The sequence below is a fragment of the Niallia sp. FSL M8-0099 genome, from assembly GCF_038006945.1.
Classification (GTDB): domain Bacteria; phylum Bacillota; class Bacilli; order Bacillales; family Cytobacillaceae; genus Niallia; species Niallia circulans.
In genome coordinates this window covers 1,657,697-1,676,341 of the sequence record NZ_JBBOWF010000002.1, presented here as the reverse complement: position 1 = coordinate 1,676,341, position 18,645 = coordinate 1,657,697, and the positions used below count along the sequence as shown (strand labels likewise).

Annotated in this window: 18 protein-coding genes and 1 tRNA gene; 1 reads left to right on the top strand and 18 read right to left on the bottom strand. The window is 35.7% G+C overall.

Translation table 11 applies throughout. The features are described from left to right. Window positions 1–404 precede the first annotated feature (404 nt). Window positions 405–478 (top strand) — tRNA-Met (locus NSQ92_RS22760). A 173-nt stretch (window positions 479–651) separates the two neighbouring features. Here NSQ92_RS22760 and NSQ92_RS22755 read toward each other — a convergent pair. The 18 genes from NSQ92_RS22755 to NSQ92_RS22670 all read right to left on the bottom strand — a co-directional run bounded on the left by NSQ92_RS22755 (window position 652) and on the right by NSQ92_RS22670 (window position 18,625). Next, window positions 652–1,134, bottom strand: a complete 483-nt coding sequence (locus NSQ92_RS22755) for a S1 domain-containing RNA-binding protein (protein ID WP_047944385.1) — start codon at window positions 1,132–1,134, stop codon at window positions 652–654. A 94-nt stretch (window positions 1,135–1,228) separates the two neighbouring features. Further along, window positions 1,229–1,624 (bottom strand): FtsB family cell division protein, encoded by a 396-nt coding sequence (locus NSQ92_RS22750; protein ID WP_047944384.1) that lies wholly within the window; start codon window positions 1,622–1,624, stop codon window positions 1,229–1,231. A 19-nt stretch (window positions 1,625–1,643) separates the two neighbouring features. Then, window positions 1,644–2,267, bottom strand: a complete 624-nt coding sequence (gene yabQ, locus NSQ92_RS22745; protein WP_047944383.1) for a spore cortex biosynthesis protein YabQ — start codon at window positions 2,265–2,267, stop codon at window positions 1,644–1,646. Next, the gene (yabP, locus tag NSQ92_RS22740) at window positions 2,264–2,566 is read right to left on the bottom strand and encodes a sporulation protein YabP (RefSeq protein ID WP_047944382.1); all 303 of its coding nucleotides are present in this window, start codon (window positions 2,564–2,566) and stop codon (window positions 2,264–2,266) included. Before yabP ends, yabQ begins: the two co-directional genes overlap by 4 nt. 135 nt (window positions 2,567–2,701) lie before the next feature. Continuing rightward, on the bottom strand, window positions 2,702–2,959 hold the full coding sequence (locus tag NSQ92_RS22735; protein ID WP_016204747.1) for an RNA-binding S4 domain-containing protein: 258 nt from the start codon (window positions 2,957–2,959) through the stop codon (window positions 2,702–2,704). 21 nt (window positions 2,960–2,980) lie between these two features. Then, window positions 2,981–4,438: a nucleoside triphosphate pyrophosphohydrolase gene (gene mazG / locus NSQ92_RS22730; RefSeq protein ID WP_095323099.1), complete on the bottom strand. Its 1,458-nt coding sequence runs from the start codon at window positions 4,436–4,438 to the stop codon at window positions 2,981–2,983. Window position 4,439: 1 nt separating this feature from the next. Further along, window positions 4,440–6,050 carry a putative polysaccharide biosynthesis protein gene (locus NSQ92_RS22725; RefSeq protein ID WP_082138432.1) on the bottom strand — a complete coding sequence of 537 codons (1,611 nt, stop codon included), beginning with the start codon at window positions 6,048–6,050 and terminating at the stop codon, window positions 4,440–4,442. 395 nt (window positions 6,051–6,445) lie between these two features. Continuing rightward, the gene (locus NSQ92_RS22720) at window positions 6,446–7,543 is read right to left on the bottom strand and encodes a DUF1648 domain-containing protein (RefSeq protein ID WP_321198373.1); all 1,098 of its coding nucleotides are present in this window, start codon (window positions 7,541–7,543) and stop codon (window positions 6,446–6,448) included. Window positions 7,544–7,547: 4 nt separating this feature from the next. After that, the gene (locus tag NSQ92_RS22715) at window positions 7,548–7,931 is read right to left on the bottom strand and encodes a GntR family transcriptional regulator (protein WP_321198374.1); all 384 of its coding nucleotides are present in this window, start codon (window positions 7,929–7,931) and stop codon (window positions 7,548–7,550) included. A 169-nt stretch (window positions 7,932–8,100) separates the two neighbouring features. Next, window positions 8,101–8,637, bottom strand: a complete 537-nt coding sequence (gene spoVT, locus NSQ92_RS22710; RefSeq protein ID WP_047944373.1) for a stage V sporulation protein T — start codon at window positions 8,635–8,637, stop codon at window positions 8,101–8,103. A gap of 628 nt (window positions 8,638–9,265) precedes the next feature. Continuing rightward, window positions 9,266–12,805 carry a transcription-repair coupling factor gene (gene mfd / locus NSQ92_RS22705; protein ID WP_047944371.1) on the bottom strand — a complete coding sequence of 1,180 codons (3,540 nt, stop codon included), beginning with the start codon at window positions 12,803–12,805 and terminating at the stop codon, window positions 9,266–9,268. Window positions 12,806–13,220: 415 nt separating this feature from the next. Further along, a complete protein-coding gene (locus tag NSQ92_RS22700; RefSeq protein ID WP_047944370.1) occupies window positions 13,221–13,451 on the bottom strand; it encodes an anti-sigma-F factor Fin family protein in 231 nt (76 codons plus the stop codon). A gap of 89 nt (window positions 13,452–13,540) precedes the next feature. Continuing rightward, window positions 13,541–14,104 (bottom strand): aminoacyl-tRNA hydrolase, encoded by a 564-nt coding sequence (gene pth / locus NSQ92_RS22695; protein ID WP_341153245.1) that lies wholly within the window; start codon window positions 14,102–14,104, stop codon window positions 13,541–13,543. Between the two features lie 156 nt (window positions 14,105–14,260). Beyond that, window positions 14,261–14,902, bottom strand: a complete 642-nt coding sequence (locus NSQ92_RS22690; protein ID WP_047944368.1) for a 50S ribosomal protein L25/general stress protein Ctc — start codon at window positions 14,900–14,902, stop codon at window positions 14,261–14,263. Window positions 14,903–15,071: 169 nt separating this feature from the next. Then, complete coding sequence (locus tag NSQ92_RS22685; RefSeq protein ID WP_047944366.1) at window positions 15,072–16,028, bottom strand: ribose-phosphate diphosphokinase; 957 nt, start codon at window positions 16,026–16,028, stop codon at window positions 15,072–15,074. A gap of 85 nt (window positions 16,029–16,113) precedes the next feature. Further along, a complete protein-coding gene (gene glmU, locus NSQ92_RS22680; protein WP_047944365.1) occupies window positions 16,114–17,472 on the bottom strand; it encodes a bifunctional UDP-N-acetylglucosamine diphosphorylase/glucosamine-1-phosphate N-acetyltransferase GlmU in 1,359 nt (452 codons plus the stop codon). A 302-nt stretch (window positions 17,473–17,774) separates the two neighbouring features. Beyond that, the gene (gene spoVG, locus NSQ92_RS22675; RefSeq protein ID WP_026574035.1) at window positions 17,775–18,065 is read right to left on the bottom strand and encodes a septation regulator SpoVG; all 291 of its coding nucleotides are present in this window, start codon (window positions 18,063–18,065) and stop codon (window positions 17,775–17,777) included. A gap of 185 nt (window positions 18,066–18,250) precedes the next feature. Then, window positions 18,251–18,625: a RidA family protein gene (locus tag NSQ92_RS22670; RefSeq protein ID WP_061801125.1), complete on the bottom strand. Its 375-nt coding sequence runs from the start codon at window positions 18,623–18,625 to the stop codon at window positions 18,251–18,253. Window positions 18,626–18,645 lie beyond the last annotated feature (20 nt).

The window sequence follows — 18,645 nt, the reverse complement described above, 5'->3', positions numbered from 1 at the left end:
AAACCACACTCCCTAACAAGTATCGTTGCTCCACATTATAGAAGGTAGCTATTTAAAAGTTTGTCAAAATAACGAAGCAGTTCCAATCTTTCGCTCGACTTCTTTCCTCCAATTTTTTATGGAAATACAAAATTCGATAGATTCCTTCTATCCAGGAAAAAGTAGTTACTTTATAATTAGTGAGCCTTATCAACAGACAAGCTTAATATAAATGGTCTTTTCTACTGTCACTTTTTTTATATTTCTTGCTTGTTTTTGTCATTTCATGCAATATGCTTTTTGGTCTTTCTACTCATTAACAAGTGCTTAAACATACATTAAACTACCCTATTAAATAAATGTCTAAAATCTATTGACATTGCGATTATTTATTTGTATTATATTAATTGTCTTGTTAATATTATGGCGGTGTAGCTCAGCTGGCTAGAGCGTACGGTTCATACCCGTGAGGTCGGGGGTTCGATCCCCTCCGCCGCTATCCAAAAAACCACGTAAAAAAATTTACGTGGTTTTTTTGTATTCTTTTTTACTGCATAGCTGAACAGACAAACTTCCTATAAAAATATAAAAAGCAAGCCAAATTGGCTTGCCTAAGCTATGGGAATATATAAACGATAAACCCTGCTATCTATTTGGTTATTCAGCAGCAAGTTACCCTCGTCTAGCGCCTCTTCCCCCGCGTTTCGACTCAGTATTTCGTTTCAGAGAAGCTAATCGATCTTCACTGTCTTTTAAGAAACGAGCCATTTTCGATTCGAAATTCTCCTTAGGAGCACGATTTTCATTTGATTTTGCATTACGTGACCTTTGAGAATTCCCTCCGGAATAGCCGCCTCTTGATTCTCTTCTTTCTCCGCGTTCGTATTGTGGTCTTTCTGGTCTCTCGGGTCTTTCTGGTCTATCTTTTGCTTTCTTAATAGATAGTCCAATTTTTCCGTCTTTCTCGACATTAATCACTTTCACTTCGACTTCATCGCCTACTTTTAAGTGATCATTAATGTCTTTTACATAATTGTCTGCGACCTCACTAATATGAACAAGACCTGTTGCGCCTTCTGGGAGCTCAACAAACGCACCAAAATTAGTAATTCCTGTTACCTTTCCTTGTAACTTGCTGCCTACTTCGATTGACATAAAAAAGTTTTGCCTCCTTAAGGATATAAAAAATCGTACTTACTTATATTATACAGAATGGAAAAAAAGAGTGTCAATATTACTGCTGACCTTATTATTTTCCAGTTGTGTTTTTTACATCTTTTTCAGGGATATTAAAAATAATTTCCCCTTTTTTTGAAAGTAATAAGTCTTTCCTTGCTAATTTAGCTAAATACTCTTCATCATTTAACTTAGCAATTTGGTCTTTTAGGTCTGCCTCTTTCTTTTCTAATGCAACAAGTTGTCCATCTAACTTTTCTTTCTCTGCTCTTTTCTCTTTTAAAGTGGAGCTTTGTGATATGAGTGTGGAAATCATGATAAAGCCAATAACAGCAGCACATACAAAGAACGTTGTCAGCCTGCGCATCAATAGCTTTTTCTTTCTAGCTCCACTAAGACTATTAGCTTGATGCTGTAAATTATATTCTGTTGGAAATGTTGTAACATCTGGTTTTCTTATGGCACTCATATGAGGCTCCTCCTTTCCATTATTTTTTTCTTTTAGCCATCCATTGTTTCAAATAGTTCTTTATTTCAAAGTAATATCCTGCCAATTTATTAAAAATTCTCTCGACGAATAATTTACCCTTTTTCGGCACAATTAGCCACAGCAGGGATAAAAGCCATTCAATTGGTTTAAAGAGTATTCCTATGATAAATCTTAATGTCCTAATTATACCATTGACAAGTGCCATAAGTCCCTTACCTAGAGCAATTATTATCGACAAAAGGAAGAAAATGATAGATTTAATTGGCTTATATACAATATTTACACCTATTCTAAGGAGAAAACGATAAGCATGGACACAAAAAGAAATAATTCCTTTTAATAATTGAAGGTAAAGAGTTTGAAATAAACTTTTGTACATAGCAAAACCTAATAGCAATGCTAAAGCCAAGTAAATGCGAACTTCTCCTTTGTTTACTAGAAAAAGAACATAAAACATAAGAAGAGCTTGCAAAACCCAAAAAAGGATATCATGGATAAAAACAATACTTCTTTTCCTTTTTGGCCTTTTCAAGAAGTATTGATATGTATCTAAACTTATTCCAAAGAATAGACCCATGCTAACCATTGCCAGCATGGTCATAAATTGTGTAGATAGTGTCATCGGAATATCTTGCTAAAGAATCCCTTAGCCTTATCTCCACTTTGATCATCCACATAAACTAAATCAAATACCTTACCTTTAATAGAGACGATTCCCTTTTCTACATCAAGGTTTTTCATTTGCAGATTTTGACCGCGAATAGATAAAAATCCCATTACTGTTTCTAATATAAATTCTTCGTTATCAAAACTCTCTACTTGCTTTACACCCGTAATATCAAGCAGCTTTCTTCCTCTCATAATCACATCATGGTCTACAGTATTACTTTTGGTCATATTTGATTCATGATATTGGCTCATCATTATCCCTCACAATCCATTAGTACAATCTCTACTTGTACAAATATATGTGAGGAATCCTTATTTTAGAACAAGCCTTATAAGCGAAGAAAATAACCCTACTTTGTTTATTGCCATCTATATCGATTACTAAACTTAAGAAAGTGTTTCTTCTTTAATTATTTTATACATATTGGCAGCATCTTCTTTTTTCGTGGATTCCTGCAACATTTCCACCTTAGCTGTAACTAGCTTTTGCCCAAAACGAACCTGTAGCTCATCGCCGACCTTCACATTTGTGCTTGCTTTCGCCTGCTGTCCATTCACTAAAATTCTTCCTTGATCCGCAACTTCCTTTGCCAATGTTCTTCGTTTAATTAAGCGCGAAATTTTCAAGAATTTATCCAGTCTCATCCTAATAGCTCCTTCATATTGTTATTTTTTCTTTGCTTCATTCCAAAATTGGTCTAATTCTTCTAAATTCATTTGGCTCCATTCCTTCCCAGACTCTTTTACCCTTTCTTCTATATAAGAAAAGCGCTGTATAAACTTTTTATTTGTCCGGAAGATGGCTAATTCTGGATCCACTTTATAAAACCTAGCAATATTTACAAGCGAAAACAAAATATCACCAAATTCACTTTCTATTTGTTCATTATTATTAACCTCTTTTAATTCCTCTTGAAACTCCAGAATTTCCTCTTTTACCTTTTCCCAAGCTCCTTCTACATTCGGCCAATCAAATCCTATCTTTGCCGCTCTTTTTTGCAGTTCATAAGCTTGCATTAAGTTAGGCAACGCACTATTTATTCCCTCTAAAACAGACTCCCTGTCCGTTTTTTCTTCTTGTTTTTTCGCATTTTGCCAATGTTTCATCACATCATCAACAGAATCTGCTTGTTCTTCTCCAAATACATGTGGATGTCTACGAATCATTTTATCGGAAATCCCTTCCAATACATCATCAATAGAAAAATAACCTTCATCTTCTCCGATTTGACTATGAAGCATCACTTGCAATAATACGTCTCCAAGCTCTTCAATAATGTGGTCAATATCTCCTTCATTAATGGCTTCAATTAATTCATAGCTTTCTTCCAGTAAATATTTCCGTAAGCTTTCATGGGTTTGCTTTTTATCCCATGGGCAGCCATTTGGTCCACGAAGCTCTGCTATTATCTGCCTCAGTTGAGAAAATTCTTTATATAAGAATTTTTCTTCCTGAACAGGAGGCACATATATGCTTGTTAAATTATTTAAATCTACCTCTCTATCCAACTCATGCAGCTCTATTTCTTTTATCTTTTCTAGACTGCTTCCCGCTGCAGTGACAATCTTAATTGGATAATCATATGGCAGCATATCCATTAAGGTTAACTTCACTTCCGATGCAGAAAAAGTATCATATACCTGGCCAATAATCAAATGATTTCTAAGCTGAATACTTGCTCGATTAAGAGCAGTTCCGTCTAGCAGCTGAAAGCCCTCAATTGGATCAATTCGCAATGCCTGAAAAATACTGTCTAAAAAGCTTTGACCACCAGCAATTTCGATAGAGGCAATTCCTTCTTTATCTTTTTCTATTAAGAGTTGTACTGTTTTCTCTGCAACAAGCGGGTGACCTGGAACAGCATAGACAATATCCATCTCTTTTGCTTTTTCTAAAAGGAATTCAACAATCTCCTCATATACGGCTTCAAATTGATTATGTTTTTCATAAATAGAATCAAAGGAATAAAAGGTTATTCCCTCTTGCTTAAGCGTTGAGATAACGGGATGATCCTTCGTCCGGACATATACAGTTTTATTGTCATCAATTAAGCTGCGATAGACACCTAACGGCAGCTGGTCTATATCCCCAGCTCCTAATCCAATAATTTTTATTTGACTCATTTTATTTCCTTCCTTTTTTCGGTAAAAACCATTTTAGTTTACTTCCTAATGGTAATAATGATAATTCCTTTTCTTTAAAAACATTTCCTCGCAACACGATTGCCACATATATTATTCCACCTATTACTACCCCGGATACTGCTTGAATAGCGCTTTTAATCCGGTCATGCTCGATCCCTTCAAGCAGTATAGAAGTAAGTGGTATATATCCTCTCAGTACAAGTAACATAACTAGACTCGCACCACTTATAATCATTATCTGTTTTAAACTAATAAGCGGTTCTTTGACTATTTTTTTCAATTTTACTGCCATTAAAATTAGAATGATAGATAATACAATAAGCGATGCATAGGCTGCTCCATCTATCCCAAAGGCAGGAATGAGCACAATGTTAAGAACATACTTCCCTATAAAACCTAATACAATCAAAAGGGCTGGATAGAAAGATTGCCCTAAGCCTTGAAGAACGGCCATTATCGTTGCAATAATAGCATTAAGGAATATTACAAAAAACAGAACAGTAAGCACTTCTGAACCGGCATCATTCTTAAACAGCATGCTGTTTGTCTCTCGAATAATCCCAATTAGCCCTACAGTCGCTCCAAGTCCAATAAAAAAACTGACTAAAAGAGAGAAATGGATATTTCTCATAAGATCCCTCTTACTTGTCTTTTGGCGATTCTTTGTAATAAGCGGGACAATACTTAAAGCCATCGAAGTAGAAATGATACTTCCAATTTGTATGAGCGGCTGCCCTCTATCATAAATTCCTTTCATCACTTTGGCCTTTTCATCAGCCATGCCATTTTCCATTAATAAGGAATATAAATTCAATGAATCTGCTAATTGCAATAACACTAAAAGCATACTACTAATAGAAATAGTTATGCCCTCATATATTACTCTTTTACAAAGAATACGATTCTCCTTTTCAAAAAGAAGCGAAAAGTGAAAAAGCGAAAAAGAAAGGGCGGATTTCCTATAAAAATAAATTAAGACGAACAAGGAGAGTAAGCCTCCGACAACAGAGCCAAACATAGCACCTGCCCCAATGGCATATAAGGAGTAACCTTGATAAGAAAAAAACACAGCGACGAACAGAATAATCCCTACTCTGATTAATTGTTCGCCCACCTGTGAAACTGCTGTCGGAATCATATTTCCTTCCCCTTGGAAAATCCCTCTCAAAATAGCAATCAAAGGGGAAAACAGAAACGCAAAAGAAATAACTTTCATTAAGGATGCCAGATGAGGATCTCCCATCCAAGAGGCAAGTCTTCCTGCATTAAAAAATAGAGCTAGAAAAGCTATCATGCCAATGGGAACAAATAAGAAAAAAGAGGAACTCACAAGTCTATTTATACCTGATTGATTCCCCTCTACTTTCATTTCCATATACAATTTTGATAGTACGACTGGAAAACCATATGTAGATAAAGCAATAATTACCCCATAAAAGGGATAAACTTGCTGATAGATATAAAAGCCTTTATCACCAACAATATTTTGAAACGGTATTCGATATACAGCACTTAGTACTTTAGTTATTAAGGCAGCTATCATGAGAATAAAAGCGCCTTTAAACCAGACATTTGATTGCGAAGTCTTCACATGTCTAGCTCCTTCCATAATTACTTTCGCTAGTATTATAGCATAGTTAGATGGAAGATGTATCCTTGCACATAACACTTTTTCCATAAATTAACATAAAAAGAGGAGGGGGACATAAGTGTTTAAGTCAAATTTAACCCCGAACAATTATACGCAAACAAAATTCGTATAATTGTCCGAGGCTTTTATCTATTTTATGAAAGAGAGGTTGTGGTAATCACCCGCAGACTGAATACACTTCGCTTCCCATGGGGCGAGCGCCAAGCCTCCTCGGCGCATAGAGTGTCTGTAGCGTAATGGAACGAATTGGTTTCACAACTAAATTAGAGGTTGTTCATCTTTATCCATTATATATTTTGTTTTTTCCCAGCCACGCCTAAAAACAAATCCCCTTATTACATAATGCTTATCAAGATAATAATAAGCATTGGTAGAAAAACAATGACATACCCAATTGGATTAGCAAAGTTTAATGTCCAGCCAACACCAAAACGCTTCTCCACAAAAATAGAAGGATCGCTTTTATTAAAATAAAATAAACCACCTTTCCAATAGCTATCTCCATCAAAAGATGAGATTTCTTTGGTGTCCTGTTCTTCTCCCTCCGCTCCGCGATTTAATCTTTCTAATTTAATCGTAAAGAAAATTGCTCCAATTAATAAAGATAAGGTAATAATAATTGGAATAAGAAAGACTAAGTGATCACTGAAGATATTATCGTATAAAATTGTTAATTGTAACAATATGATAGGAACCGTTATAGCAATAGACGTAAGAAGAAAGAACCAGCTTGTATATTTGCGATACTTTAGCTGTCTAAGCTTAGATGCTTGTTTATTATTGGCACTTATTTTAATCCCTGATTTTTTAGTGGCGCTGTTTATACTTAAGAACATAATCTGCATAACCAGTAAAATCAATAGCATGGACACACCAGATATAGGCGTCTTCTTCGTAAATCGATCAGCTTTTCCAGACAATCCCCAGTGTACAGGTATTTCCGCTGGTAATAAATGATACTGTGTTGCCGTAAAGACCAAAAATCCTACCGTAATAATTATTGGAATAAGAAATACATACCACGGGAGCATCTCATCCTTTTGTCTAACTCCAATTTCTGTTACATTTATTTCTTTTAGCTCCTCCTCCCACTTATTCTCTGCTTTTAGTGCCATCATTTTTCCGTGAAAGTAAAAGTAGAGACTTAAGCTCCAAAACAAAATAGCAAACAGCAAAACGGTTCCACCAATCGCTACTTGATCTGCTTGAATATTATTCGCCGCTTGCCAAATATAATAAGCTATAATCCCAATAAGAGAAGGAACGATAACGAAGAGAGAATATCGTCTTTTATAGGTTGAAATTTGCGGATTATTTACTTGTTTGTTGGGAATGGTTACCCCAAATACAACTGTTTTTCGTACTAGAAAAGGCATAGCCGCTTCAAAAAAAACAGTAATGATGATCATACTAATAAAAATAATGGTTTCCATTTTTTTATTCCTCCTTTAATTTATGGATAATGGATTGTATTAACCCAGTTATTTCTTTTTCCTTCATTCCTATTACTAACGCCTCCACAATCATTGGTTTTAAGCTATTTGAAATTCTGTCCTGCTCTTCTTGGGTTGGAATCCCATTGTTTGTTCGAATGATTGCACCAGATTTAGGAATAATTTGAATAAGCCCCTTTTTTTCGAGAGCATGATAACTTTTATTCACAGTATGCATATTGACACCTAAATCAGCGGCCAGTGAACGAACAGATGGTAACACATCACCATCCTGTAATTCTTGCCTAATTATCCCTATCATGATTTGCATAGTAAGTTGTTCATAGATGGGCATTTCCAATTCAGGATTTATTTGTATATACATCATTAATCACCTCATACTGTTATATTCTCATTATAACAGATTTGTTCTACTTTTAGTAGAACAATTTTCATCATAGAGTGCTATTCTTTTCGTAAACAAAAAAAGTCGACAGCTCTTTCCCGAGTTTGTCGACTTTTAAAATATATGGTTTAGTAAAAATGTTAGGCAAACCTTATGATTCCATTTGGCGAGCTAAAAATCCTGCTGCGGTTTCAACTGCCTTTTTCTCTACATCACCAAGTGAATCCTCTTTTGCGAAAATGACAACTGCCCCAATTGGATCACCATTTGCAATAATAGGACCAATAGTATAGGCAGAAATCGTTTCAGTAGTACCATCAACTAAGGATACTTGGTCTTGTTGATTCATCAGTATGGACCCTCTATCCTCCATTGCCTTTTCCACTACACTACTAATGTTCTTATTTAAATAGTCCTTTTTCGATCCACCCGAAACAGCGATGTAAGAATCTCTATCACAAATTAGCACAGCATTTCCTAAACTATCATAGAGAGCCTCAGCATATTCCTTAGCAAAATCGCTTAATTCACTTATAGGTGAATATTTCTTTAAAATTACTTCTCCATCTCGATCAACAAAAATCTCTAATGGATCCCCTTCGCGAATTCGTAATGTTCTTCTGATTTCTTTTGGGATAACGACACGACCCAAATCATCGATTCGACGCACAATTCCAGTTGCTTTCATTCCGTGTTGCCTCACTTTCATCAGATGATTTTTTTTAAATTGGCGAAAGCATTCTCACTATACATGAAATGTTCACCATATTTAAACATAGTATCTTTCATATGGTAAGTTCTATACATTAATCATGCAAAATTTTCTCTAGGTAGCTTTATTTTCCTTTTTGAATATTTCAAGAAGGAAAAAGATGATTTACCATATTATCAATTTTACCTCCCAGATTGGGATAAACCATTTATTTATTTATTTATTATTGTATTTACTTAGATGTCATTCCAAAGAAAATCTACTATTGTTATCTATATTGTTTATACCCTTGTCCCCCTATATTAAACATCCTATTCACGCTATTTTCTTTATAAAATAGGTAAATGGAAAGGAAGGTGCACAAAGAATAGCTAATGTGGAAAGATGGGTAATCTATATAACGATTTCCATAATAACTGGTTTCTCATATAGTATTTATAAGCCAATTGTGGAGAACACTTTCCAAATTAGAGGATTTTAGATCTTTGAAAATGAAAAACCCAAATGATTATACGAAATGTTAGCATCCGTATAATCATTCGGGTTTCTCCTTTGTGGGAATACTTACATTCCAATCACAAGACTGTAAGGAAACTCATCCCTATTATTTAGTAACTTGTTCTGGTTCTTTTTTAAATGTATTTAATGCTTCTACCATTTCATGGCAAGCCTTCAGCCACTTTTCTTTTTCAACACCCTTTACATGGAAGATCATTTTTAATTTTCTTCCTTCCATACCAAGACCAATCATTCGACCATACTTAGAACTCTTCTCAAATATTTTTTGGCCATCCATACGGTCGCTTCCATGTTCCGATAATAAAATAAGTACTTCATCCTTCGTCTGCTTGATCAACTCTACTCCTGCTTGCTTTCCATAAATCTTCATTTCTGTAATTTTGAAAAGATACGAAACTTCTTCTGGATAGTCTCCAAAACGATCAATTAATTCTTCTCTTAGCTCTTCCATATCCTCTAAGGAAGTAACACCTCTAAAACGCTTATACATTTCAATTTTTTGCTGTCCATCATTAATGTAAAAATCAGGAATATAGGCATCTATATCTAAGTCGATTTCAATCGTCTGCCTTAGTTCTTCACTAATTGTTCCTTTTCTCTCTTCAATAGCTTCTTTTAGCATTTGAGAGTATAAGTCAAACCCGACTGAATCAATAAATCCATGTTGTTGGGCACCGAGAAGATTTCCTGCACCACGAATAGTCAAATCGCGCATGGCAATTTTAAAGCCAGATCCTAACTCCGTAAACTCTTTGATTGCTTGCAATCTTTTTTCTGCGACCTCTGTTAGAACTTTATCCTTCTTATACGTAAAATATGCATAAGCTACTCGATTCGAACGTCCAACCCTGCCTCGTAATTGGTATAATTGCGACAGCCCCATACGGTCTGCATCCTGGACAATTAGTGTATTTACATTTGGTATATCTACTCCTGTTTCAATAATCGTCGTACTTACTAAAACGTCATATTCCCCTTCTAAAAACCCAAGCATTACTGATTCTAATTCATTTTCTGTCATTTTCCCGTGAGCATAAGTAACTCTGGCGTCAGGCACCAACATTGAAATTTCCTCAGCCTTTCTCTCAATGTCTTCAACCCGGTTATACAGAAAATAAATTTGGCCATTTCTGGCAAGTTCTCTTTCAATCGCTTCTCTTACAAGTCCACCGTTATACTCCATTACATAGGTTTGAATAGGGAATCTATTTTCCGGAGGGGTCTCGATAACTGATAAGTCACGTACACCTAGCATAGACATATGGAGTGTTCTTGGAATTGGTGTAGCCGTTAGCGTCAATACATCAATATTCGTTTTTAATTGTTTTATTTTCTCTTTATGCGTTACACCAAAGCGTTGTTCCTCATCGATAATCAATAAACCTAAATCTCGATAAGAGATATCTTTTGATAAAATCCGATGCGTTCCTACGACAATATCAATGGTTCCTGCTTTAAGTCCTTTTAGCGTGTCATTTTGCTGTTTTCTCGTTCTAAATCTGCTGAGTAAGCCAATTTCAATTGGATAATCTTGAAAACGCTCTCTCAACGTTTCATAATGCTGCTGCGCTAAAATAGTTGTTGGAACCAAGAAAGCTACTTGCTTTCCATCCGCTATCGCTTTAAAAGCCGCTCTGATTGCAACCTCTGTTTTCCCGTAACCAACATCTCCGCAAAGAAGACGATCCATCGGTCTTTCTCTTTCCATGTCTTTTTTGATTTCATGAATAGACCGTAATTGATCCTCTGTTTCCTGGTAGGCAAATGCCGCTTCAAATTCTCGCTGCATTTCCCCGTCTGGAGAGAAGGCATAACCAACAGAAGCCTCTCTTTCCGCATACAGCTTAATAAGATCATCCGCTATATCTTGAACAGAAGACTCTACCTTTTTCTTTACTTTCTTCCAATCGTTACCGCCTAATTTGTATATTTTTGGTTCTTTGCTCTCTGATCCAACATATTTTTGGACCAAATCAATCTGCTCAACAGGAACGTATAACTTATCATTTCCTTGATATCGTAAATGTAGGTAATCCTTGTGGACACCATTAATTTGAAGTGTTTCAATCCCAAGGTATTTACCAATACCATGGTTAACATGGACTACATAGTCACCAACATTTAACTCAGAGTAACTCTTTATACGCTCTGCATTTGTTAGTTTTTGTCTTCTTTTGGATAACTTTTTAGTCTTTGTCTTAAATAGTTCTTCTTCTGTTATTACCGCTAGTTTTAGGATAGGAAGCTCAAATCCTGACTGCAGATGACCTTCTAATAATTGAATTTTCCCTTCGGAAATCTTCTTAGCGTTTTTTTGAATCATTACTTCCATATCATAATCTTGAAGAACTTGCTCTAACTTTTCTAAGCGCTCCTCACTATTACCAAGCAGAACAACGGTGTAATGATTTTTTTTCCATCTTTCCATTTCTGTCTTCAAAACATTCATTTGCCCGTGGAAATTCTGCATTTGTTTACAGGATACATTTATGATATTTTGCGGATTAGTATTTGGAACATGGCGTAAGAATAAAGATAAATAGACAATTGGCTGTTTTGCCTGATGTAAAAGATGATTGATACTTTGAGATAAGGTTAACCCATGAATAATTTCTCCCTCACCTAACAAGCTTGTATACCAATCAGCTTCTTCTTTCTCAAGCGTGTCATTCATTTCTTGCACTCTACTAATTTCATCGACAATTAAAAAACCGTTACTCGGTAAATAATCTATTAAACTGACATGTTCTCCATAGAGAATGGATAAGTATTTATATAGTTGTTCTGGCTTTTGCCCATTTCTTAGCTGTTCCATTTCCCTGCTAATATTCTGTGTCAGTAACGTTCTTGTCGCTTCATCTTTTATTTTTTTTAAGCTTTGGGCTAAGCCTTTTTCCAGCATAGCCAGCAAGTCGCCGACTGCATTCTCATCATAAAGAATTTCTGTCGCCGGTCCAATGCTTACGTTTTCCTTTTTTTCCTTCGAGCGTTGATCCTCAAGCGAAAAGGCTCTAATCGAATCAATTTCTGTATCAAATAATTCAATACGGAGCGGATCTTCCTCTGTTAATGGATAAATATCTAAAATTCCACCGCGCACACTAAATTCTCCCGGCGATGAAACCATCTCCGAGCGTACATATCCCATATGAACAAGCTTTAATAAAAAGGCTTCTAAATCAAGATCTTGCCCAATTTCAAGCTTTAATTGCGCTTCCTTCCATAACTTTTTTGGAGGAAGCAGCTTTCTCAGACCTGCTACTGGCGCAATCATGATTCCCGACTTTTTTTTCGCCCAATAATTCAATACCTCTATACGCTGAGCCTTTAATTCTGGACTTGCAATACTAATTTCAGCTGCAATTAATTCATTAGCAGGATAGAGAAAAACGTCCTTTTCGTCCACTATATTGGTAATATCATCGTATAGCTTTTGCGCCTGTAATAAATTATGAGTCACAATTAATAATGGCTTCTTTGTTTTTTCATAAATTGATGTCATATATAAAGTACGTGCTGAATTGGAAAGTCCTGAAACTAATTGTTCATGTAATCCAGCATCTAGTCCTGAAATGACATTTTGTATATCTTCTTGCTGTTTAAATAATTGTTTTAGCCCTAACAAAAAATTTTCCCTCCCATTCGAAAGCAAAAGACACCATAAAATGGTGTTGAGCTAGTTTTTTCTTATTTTTTAGTAAAGTATATGACTTCCTGCTTGCTAGCTCTTTTTATTTTCAACGTGCATCCATTCCTGATAATTTGTTCTTATCTTACACGATATATCTATGATTGCAATCTATTTATTTCCTAATTAATGACTAGTTACTATTAATCCTTCAGCTCATGCCCCTTAAGCAGAATGGAATCATGCTTATCATGACATCATTTAAAAAAAGATGAAAGAAAATACTCCTTAATGTTGTTATATACGAGATATCTTGCCTATATTCCTGCTACCCGCAAGAAAACAAATATATAGACAACGGAAAAATGCTTTGGATTATTCCAAAGCTTTTTCCGAATTAAAAAACAATCCTCTAATGAATCAAATAATCATTTTCATAGTAGCCTGGGTTTTTTGACAATGATTCTTGGCAGTCCTCACAAATAGACTTTACCTCAATATCACCTGTTTGATGATATTGAATCATTTCTGATCGATCTTCGTCCGATAAATGATCAAATCCTAAGCGATTTGCTGCAATGGACTCTGTATCAAGTGTTCCCATATGCACACCACAATGTCTGCAATGATAATGTATAGCCATCCCTAGGCCTCCTTACTAGCACATTAATATTGCTAGTATTCACCTATTCGGATGTAAATATAACCAAAATAAGCGGATGGTTCTCTATCTTACTGGATATTATATTTATTCATTACTTGTAAAAAGGGTTCTTCTGCCCATTGGACACACGCATCTGCACATTTTTTTATGGTTCCCTCTAATATGTCCATTTCTTCTTTAGTAAATTTTCCAAGGACATAATCAACTACTTTCATTCCATTTTTAGGACGATCAATACCAACTCTTATACGATTGAACTTTTCTGTGCCAACATGAAGAATAGTTGACTTAATCCCATTATGTCCGCCAGAGCTTCCTTTTTGTCGAAGTCGGATTTTTCCGACTGGCAGATCTAGGTCATCATAAATAACGACTAAATCTTCTGGCTCTAGATCATAGTAATCCATAATTGGACGAATAGACTCCCCAGAAAGATTCATATATGTAAGCGGCTTTAATAAAATCATTTTTTCACCGCCAATAACTCCTATTCCATAATTTCCTTTGAATTTTGCCTTATCTAATGGAATATTATAATGACTTGATAAAAAATCAATTACTTCAAATCCAATATTATGTCTTGTTCTATCATATTGCTTCCCTGGGTTACCAAGACCTACAATTAATTTCATATGAATCCCCCTGCTTTTTCATTCTATACTCCTATATCATACAAGAAAAAGGTTTGGCCAATAGAATGCTAATCGGTCAAACCTTTTTCTTGCTTTTGCTTTTCTAGAAATCCCTTTCTAAAAAAGTACAGGGAGAATACATTTAGATAAATCGGATTATTCTTCAGCTGTTTCTGGCTCTGTTTCTCTGCCTTCCACATTATCCGGCATACCTTCTTCTTGTTGTTCTCCTGTACTAATTTCTTCTTCCTGTCTTGGTGCAAGAATTGATGCGATAACTTCCTCTTTTTCGTGGTTAATTTCTATTTTATCATAACCCTTCACATCTCCGACAGTAATCGTATCTCCTACCTGAAGCTCTGTTACATCAATATCAATACTAGATGGGATATCATTAGGCTTTGCTGTCACTGTTACTTCGTGTAAAGCCTGCTGCATAACGCCGCCATCTTTTACTCCAGCAGCTTCCCCCACTAAAGATACTTTTACTGGTGCACTGATAGCCTTTGATAAGTCTACCGCTAAAAAATCCACATGTATAATACCTCGCTTAATTGGATCAGCATCATACTCATTTAAAACGACATTATAATTTTCCCCATCAATATCTAGTGAAATAACGCCATTTCTTCCAACTTCACGAATCGTTTTCAAGAAATTAGCCTCACTCAAGGAAATTGCCGTATTTTCTATTTTTGATCCATAAACAATACCTGGAATTTCTCCATTATTTCTTAATTTTGTTAAGCTTGAATGTTTGTCCATCGTACGTTTTTTTGCCTGTAAAGTTGTTGTCATGATTTCACCTTCCATTATTTTATCAAATGAACACTCTTATATAAAAAATGCCCTAAATGGAAGATATTTAAACATAAAGAATTTGCTTTCTGTTTAAAAGAAAGGCACAATACCAATAGCCGCCTGCCTTTTAGACAAGCGACTAATCTGAATGATATAAAGGGTTCTATCAATCAAATAAGAAACTTACTGATTGGTCTTGGTGAACACGTAAAATCGCTTCACCTAATAGGTCAGCAACTGATAATTGAATAACGTTAGCTGAAAGTTTCTTTTCACCCAATTCGATAGAATTTGTTACAACTAATTCTTTGATTTTAGAATTATTAATTCTTTCCATTGCAGGTCCTGACAAAACAGGATGTGTACAGCATGCATAAACCTCTTTTGCTCCATTTTCTGCGAGAGCATTGGCACCAAGTGTAATGGTTCCAGCTGTATCAATAATATCATCAATAAGGATAGCAATTTTCCCTTCGATATTACCAACAATATTCATAACTTCCGCAACATTTGGCTTTGGACGTCTTTTATCAATAATAGCAATTGGCGCCTTTAATCGTTCTGCAAGTTTTCTTGCTCTTGTAACCCCGCCATGATCTGGAGAAACAATCACAAGCTCTCCATCGAATTCACGTTGACTGAAGTAATTACCAAGGATTGGCACACCCATTAAGTGATCAATCGGAATATCAAAGAAACCTTGAATTTGTGGTGCATGCAAGTCTAATGTAATAACACGAGTTGCTCCAGCTGTCTCTAATAAATTAGCTACCAATTTCGCTGTAATTGGTTCTCGTGCTCTTGCTTTTCTATCTTGTCTAGCATACCCATAATAAGGAATTACTAGGTTAATCGTCTTAGCTGAGGCACGCTTCAATGCATCAATCATGATTAATAACTCCATAATATGTTCGTTAACAGGTGCACTTGTTGACTGAATAACATAGACGTCACAACCACGGATACTTTCCTCAATATTAATTTGAATTTCACCATCGCTAAAACGTGTTACTGAACATTTCCCTAATTCTACTCCAATTGAATCGGCAATTTCCTGCGCTAAAGCTGGATTAGAGTTTAAACTGAATACCTTCAAATTTGGATCTAAATTCTTAACTGGCATGCTGAACCTCCACTGGTCTTTTTCCTCTTATAGTACGAAGAATGAAACATATCTATTAAACGAATTATTCTTCCTTTTAACCTATTTATTTACGTTTATAATTCTCTTTATTAACTTGACGTGCACGGGCAATCGAAAGTGCCTCAGAAGGAACGTTATCTGTAATGGTGGAGCCTGCTGCAACATAAGCACCTTTTCCAACTGTGACAGGTGCAATCAAATTGGAATTACATCCAATAAATGCGCCATCTTCTATCGTCGTCATAAACTTATTTTTGCCATCATAATTAACTGTAATGGTTCCACAGCCAATATTGACATCACTACCAACATTCGCATCTCCAATATAACTTAAATGAGATGCCTTACTGCCTTTTCCAAATGTCGCTTTCTTGATTTCAACAAAGTTTCCAATCTTCACTTCATCATCAATCATGGATGCTGGACGAATATGTGCAAACGGTCCAATATTCACATCAGAGCCAATGCTGCTATCATGGGCGACAGATTGTTTAATAGCCGTATTATTTCCCACTGTACAATTATTTATTTCTGTATTTGGCCCAATAATACAATCTGCACCTATTACAGTATTTCCTTTAATCATACTTCCAGGATATATAACGGTATCCTCTTTAATTGCTACGTCTGCTTCAATATAAGTATTGGACGGATCAATTATCGTTACGCCATTCCGCATATGCTGTTCATTGATTCGCTTTCTCATGATTGATTCTGCTTCAGATAAAGCAATCCGGTCATTCACACCAATTGTTTCATTGAAATCTGTGGTTTGGAATGCACTTACTGTTTCTCCCTGCTTTTTTAAAATCTCAATAACGTCTGGCAGATAGTACTCTCCTTGAACATTTTCATTGGAGACATTAGCCAACGCCTGAAATAGCAGTGCATTATCAAATACATAGGTACCTGTATTAATTTCTGTTATTTTTCTTTCTTCATCCGTTGCATCCTTGTGTTCTACAATTTTCTCTACTACTCCCATTGAATTACGAATGATTCTGCCGTACCCATCTGGCTTACTTGCCTTTGCCGTTAAAATGGTTGCCTTCGCTCCTACTTTCTCATGGTGTAAAAAGAGTGCTTCTATCGTTTCACTTGTCATAAGTGGCGTATCCCCGCATATAACGAGTGTCACTCCTTCTTTGTCTACAAGGAGATCTTTTGCTTGTATTACTGCATGTGCCGTTCCAAGCTGTTCTTTTTGATTTACGTATTTCACACTATTACCAAGCTGTGCTTTTACTTTTTCTGAACCGTGGCCAATTACTGTTACGATTGAATCCACTTGTAGCTTTTCCACTTGATCTACAACGTGCTGTACCATCGGTTTCCCACAAACAGGATGAAGTACTTTATAAAGTTTTGACTTCATTCTAGTACCCTGTCCTGCGGCTAAAATCACTGCGTAACGAGTTGTCATTCACAGGCCTCCAATAACCTTTTTATCCACTAAAAAATATATCTCAAATACATCTTGATTTCAAGGAAGGATTCACATTTTATGTATGCTTCTTTATAAAAGCTGTTTTATTAATTGTAACATTTTCTTTTTTCCCTATAGAGAATACCTTCGCCAACCATGAGAAAGTGATAAACCTTATCTATTTTATGATACTAAAAGAACAAATTGTTTTCATTGGAAAATCAAGGGGTAAATAGGAGAGAAATAGAAATAAAAAAAGAGCCTTACTCTTAGGAAGTAGGCTCTAGCTGCAGATTATTTTAGGAAGCTCCAGCTTCTTCAAATTCAATTTCTAATTCACCCAGGCGGTGGTATTCTGCCAAAACTGCTTCCTGGATTTTTCCTCTTGTACCAGAGTTAATTGGATGAGCGATATCCCTAAACTCACCATCTGGAGTTCGTTTACTTGGCATCGCTACAAATAGTCCGTTATTTCCGTCAATTACCCTAATATCGTGAACAACAAATTCATTATCTAGTGTAATAGAGGCAATAGCTCTCATACGTCCATCCGTGTTAACTCGGCGTAGCCTTACATCAGTTACTTCCATCCTGTTCACCACCTTTACTAGAAGATAAAATCTAGTTATTAAATTCAACAGAATTTTCATAACTCCTTCTTTTAGGTGAAATTTTTTAGAATATTTAGGAATAAAATAAAGAAAAAGTGCCGAAAAGTGATAAAATCTTCTGTTTTTTCCACTTATTCTCCGACTATCCTCCTTCAGGAAGCAACTTATTTACAGAGCGCGATGACTTCGATTTCAACTAATACATCTTTAGGGAGCCTAGCTACTTCTACACATGAACGAGCGGGCTTATGTGTAGAGAAATATTCTCCATACACTTCATTGATTGCTTGAAAGTCTTCCATATTTTTAATAAATACAGTCGCTTTCACAACTGTTTCAAAGGAAGCACCTGCCTCTTTAAGAACAGCTGCTAAGTTTTTGAATACTTGATGTGTCTGTGTCTGCACATCTCCCTCTACTAAGTTACCTTCTGCAGTTAAAGGAATTTGACCAGAACTGAAAAATAAATTATTCACAATAATCCCTTGAGAATACGGTCCGATAGCTGCTGGTGCGTTATTTGTTTGAACAACTTTCATTTGTCTTTTCCCCCTAAGAG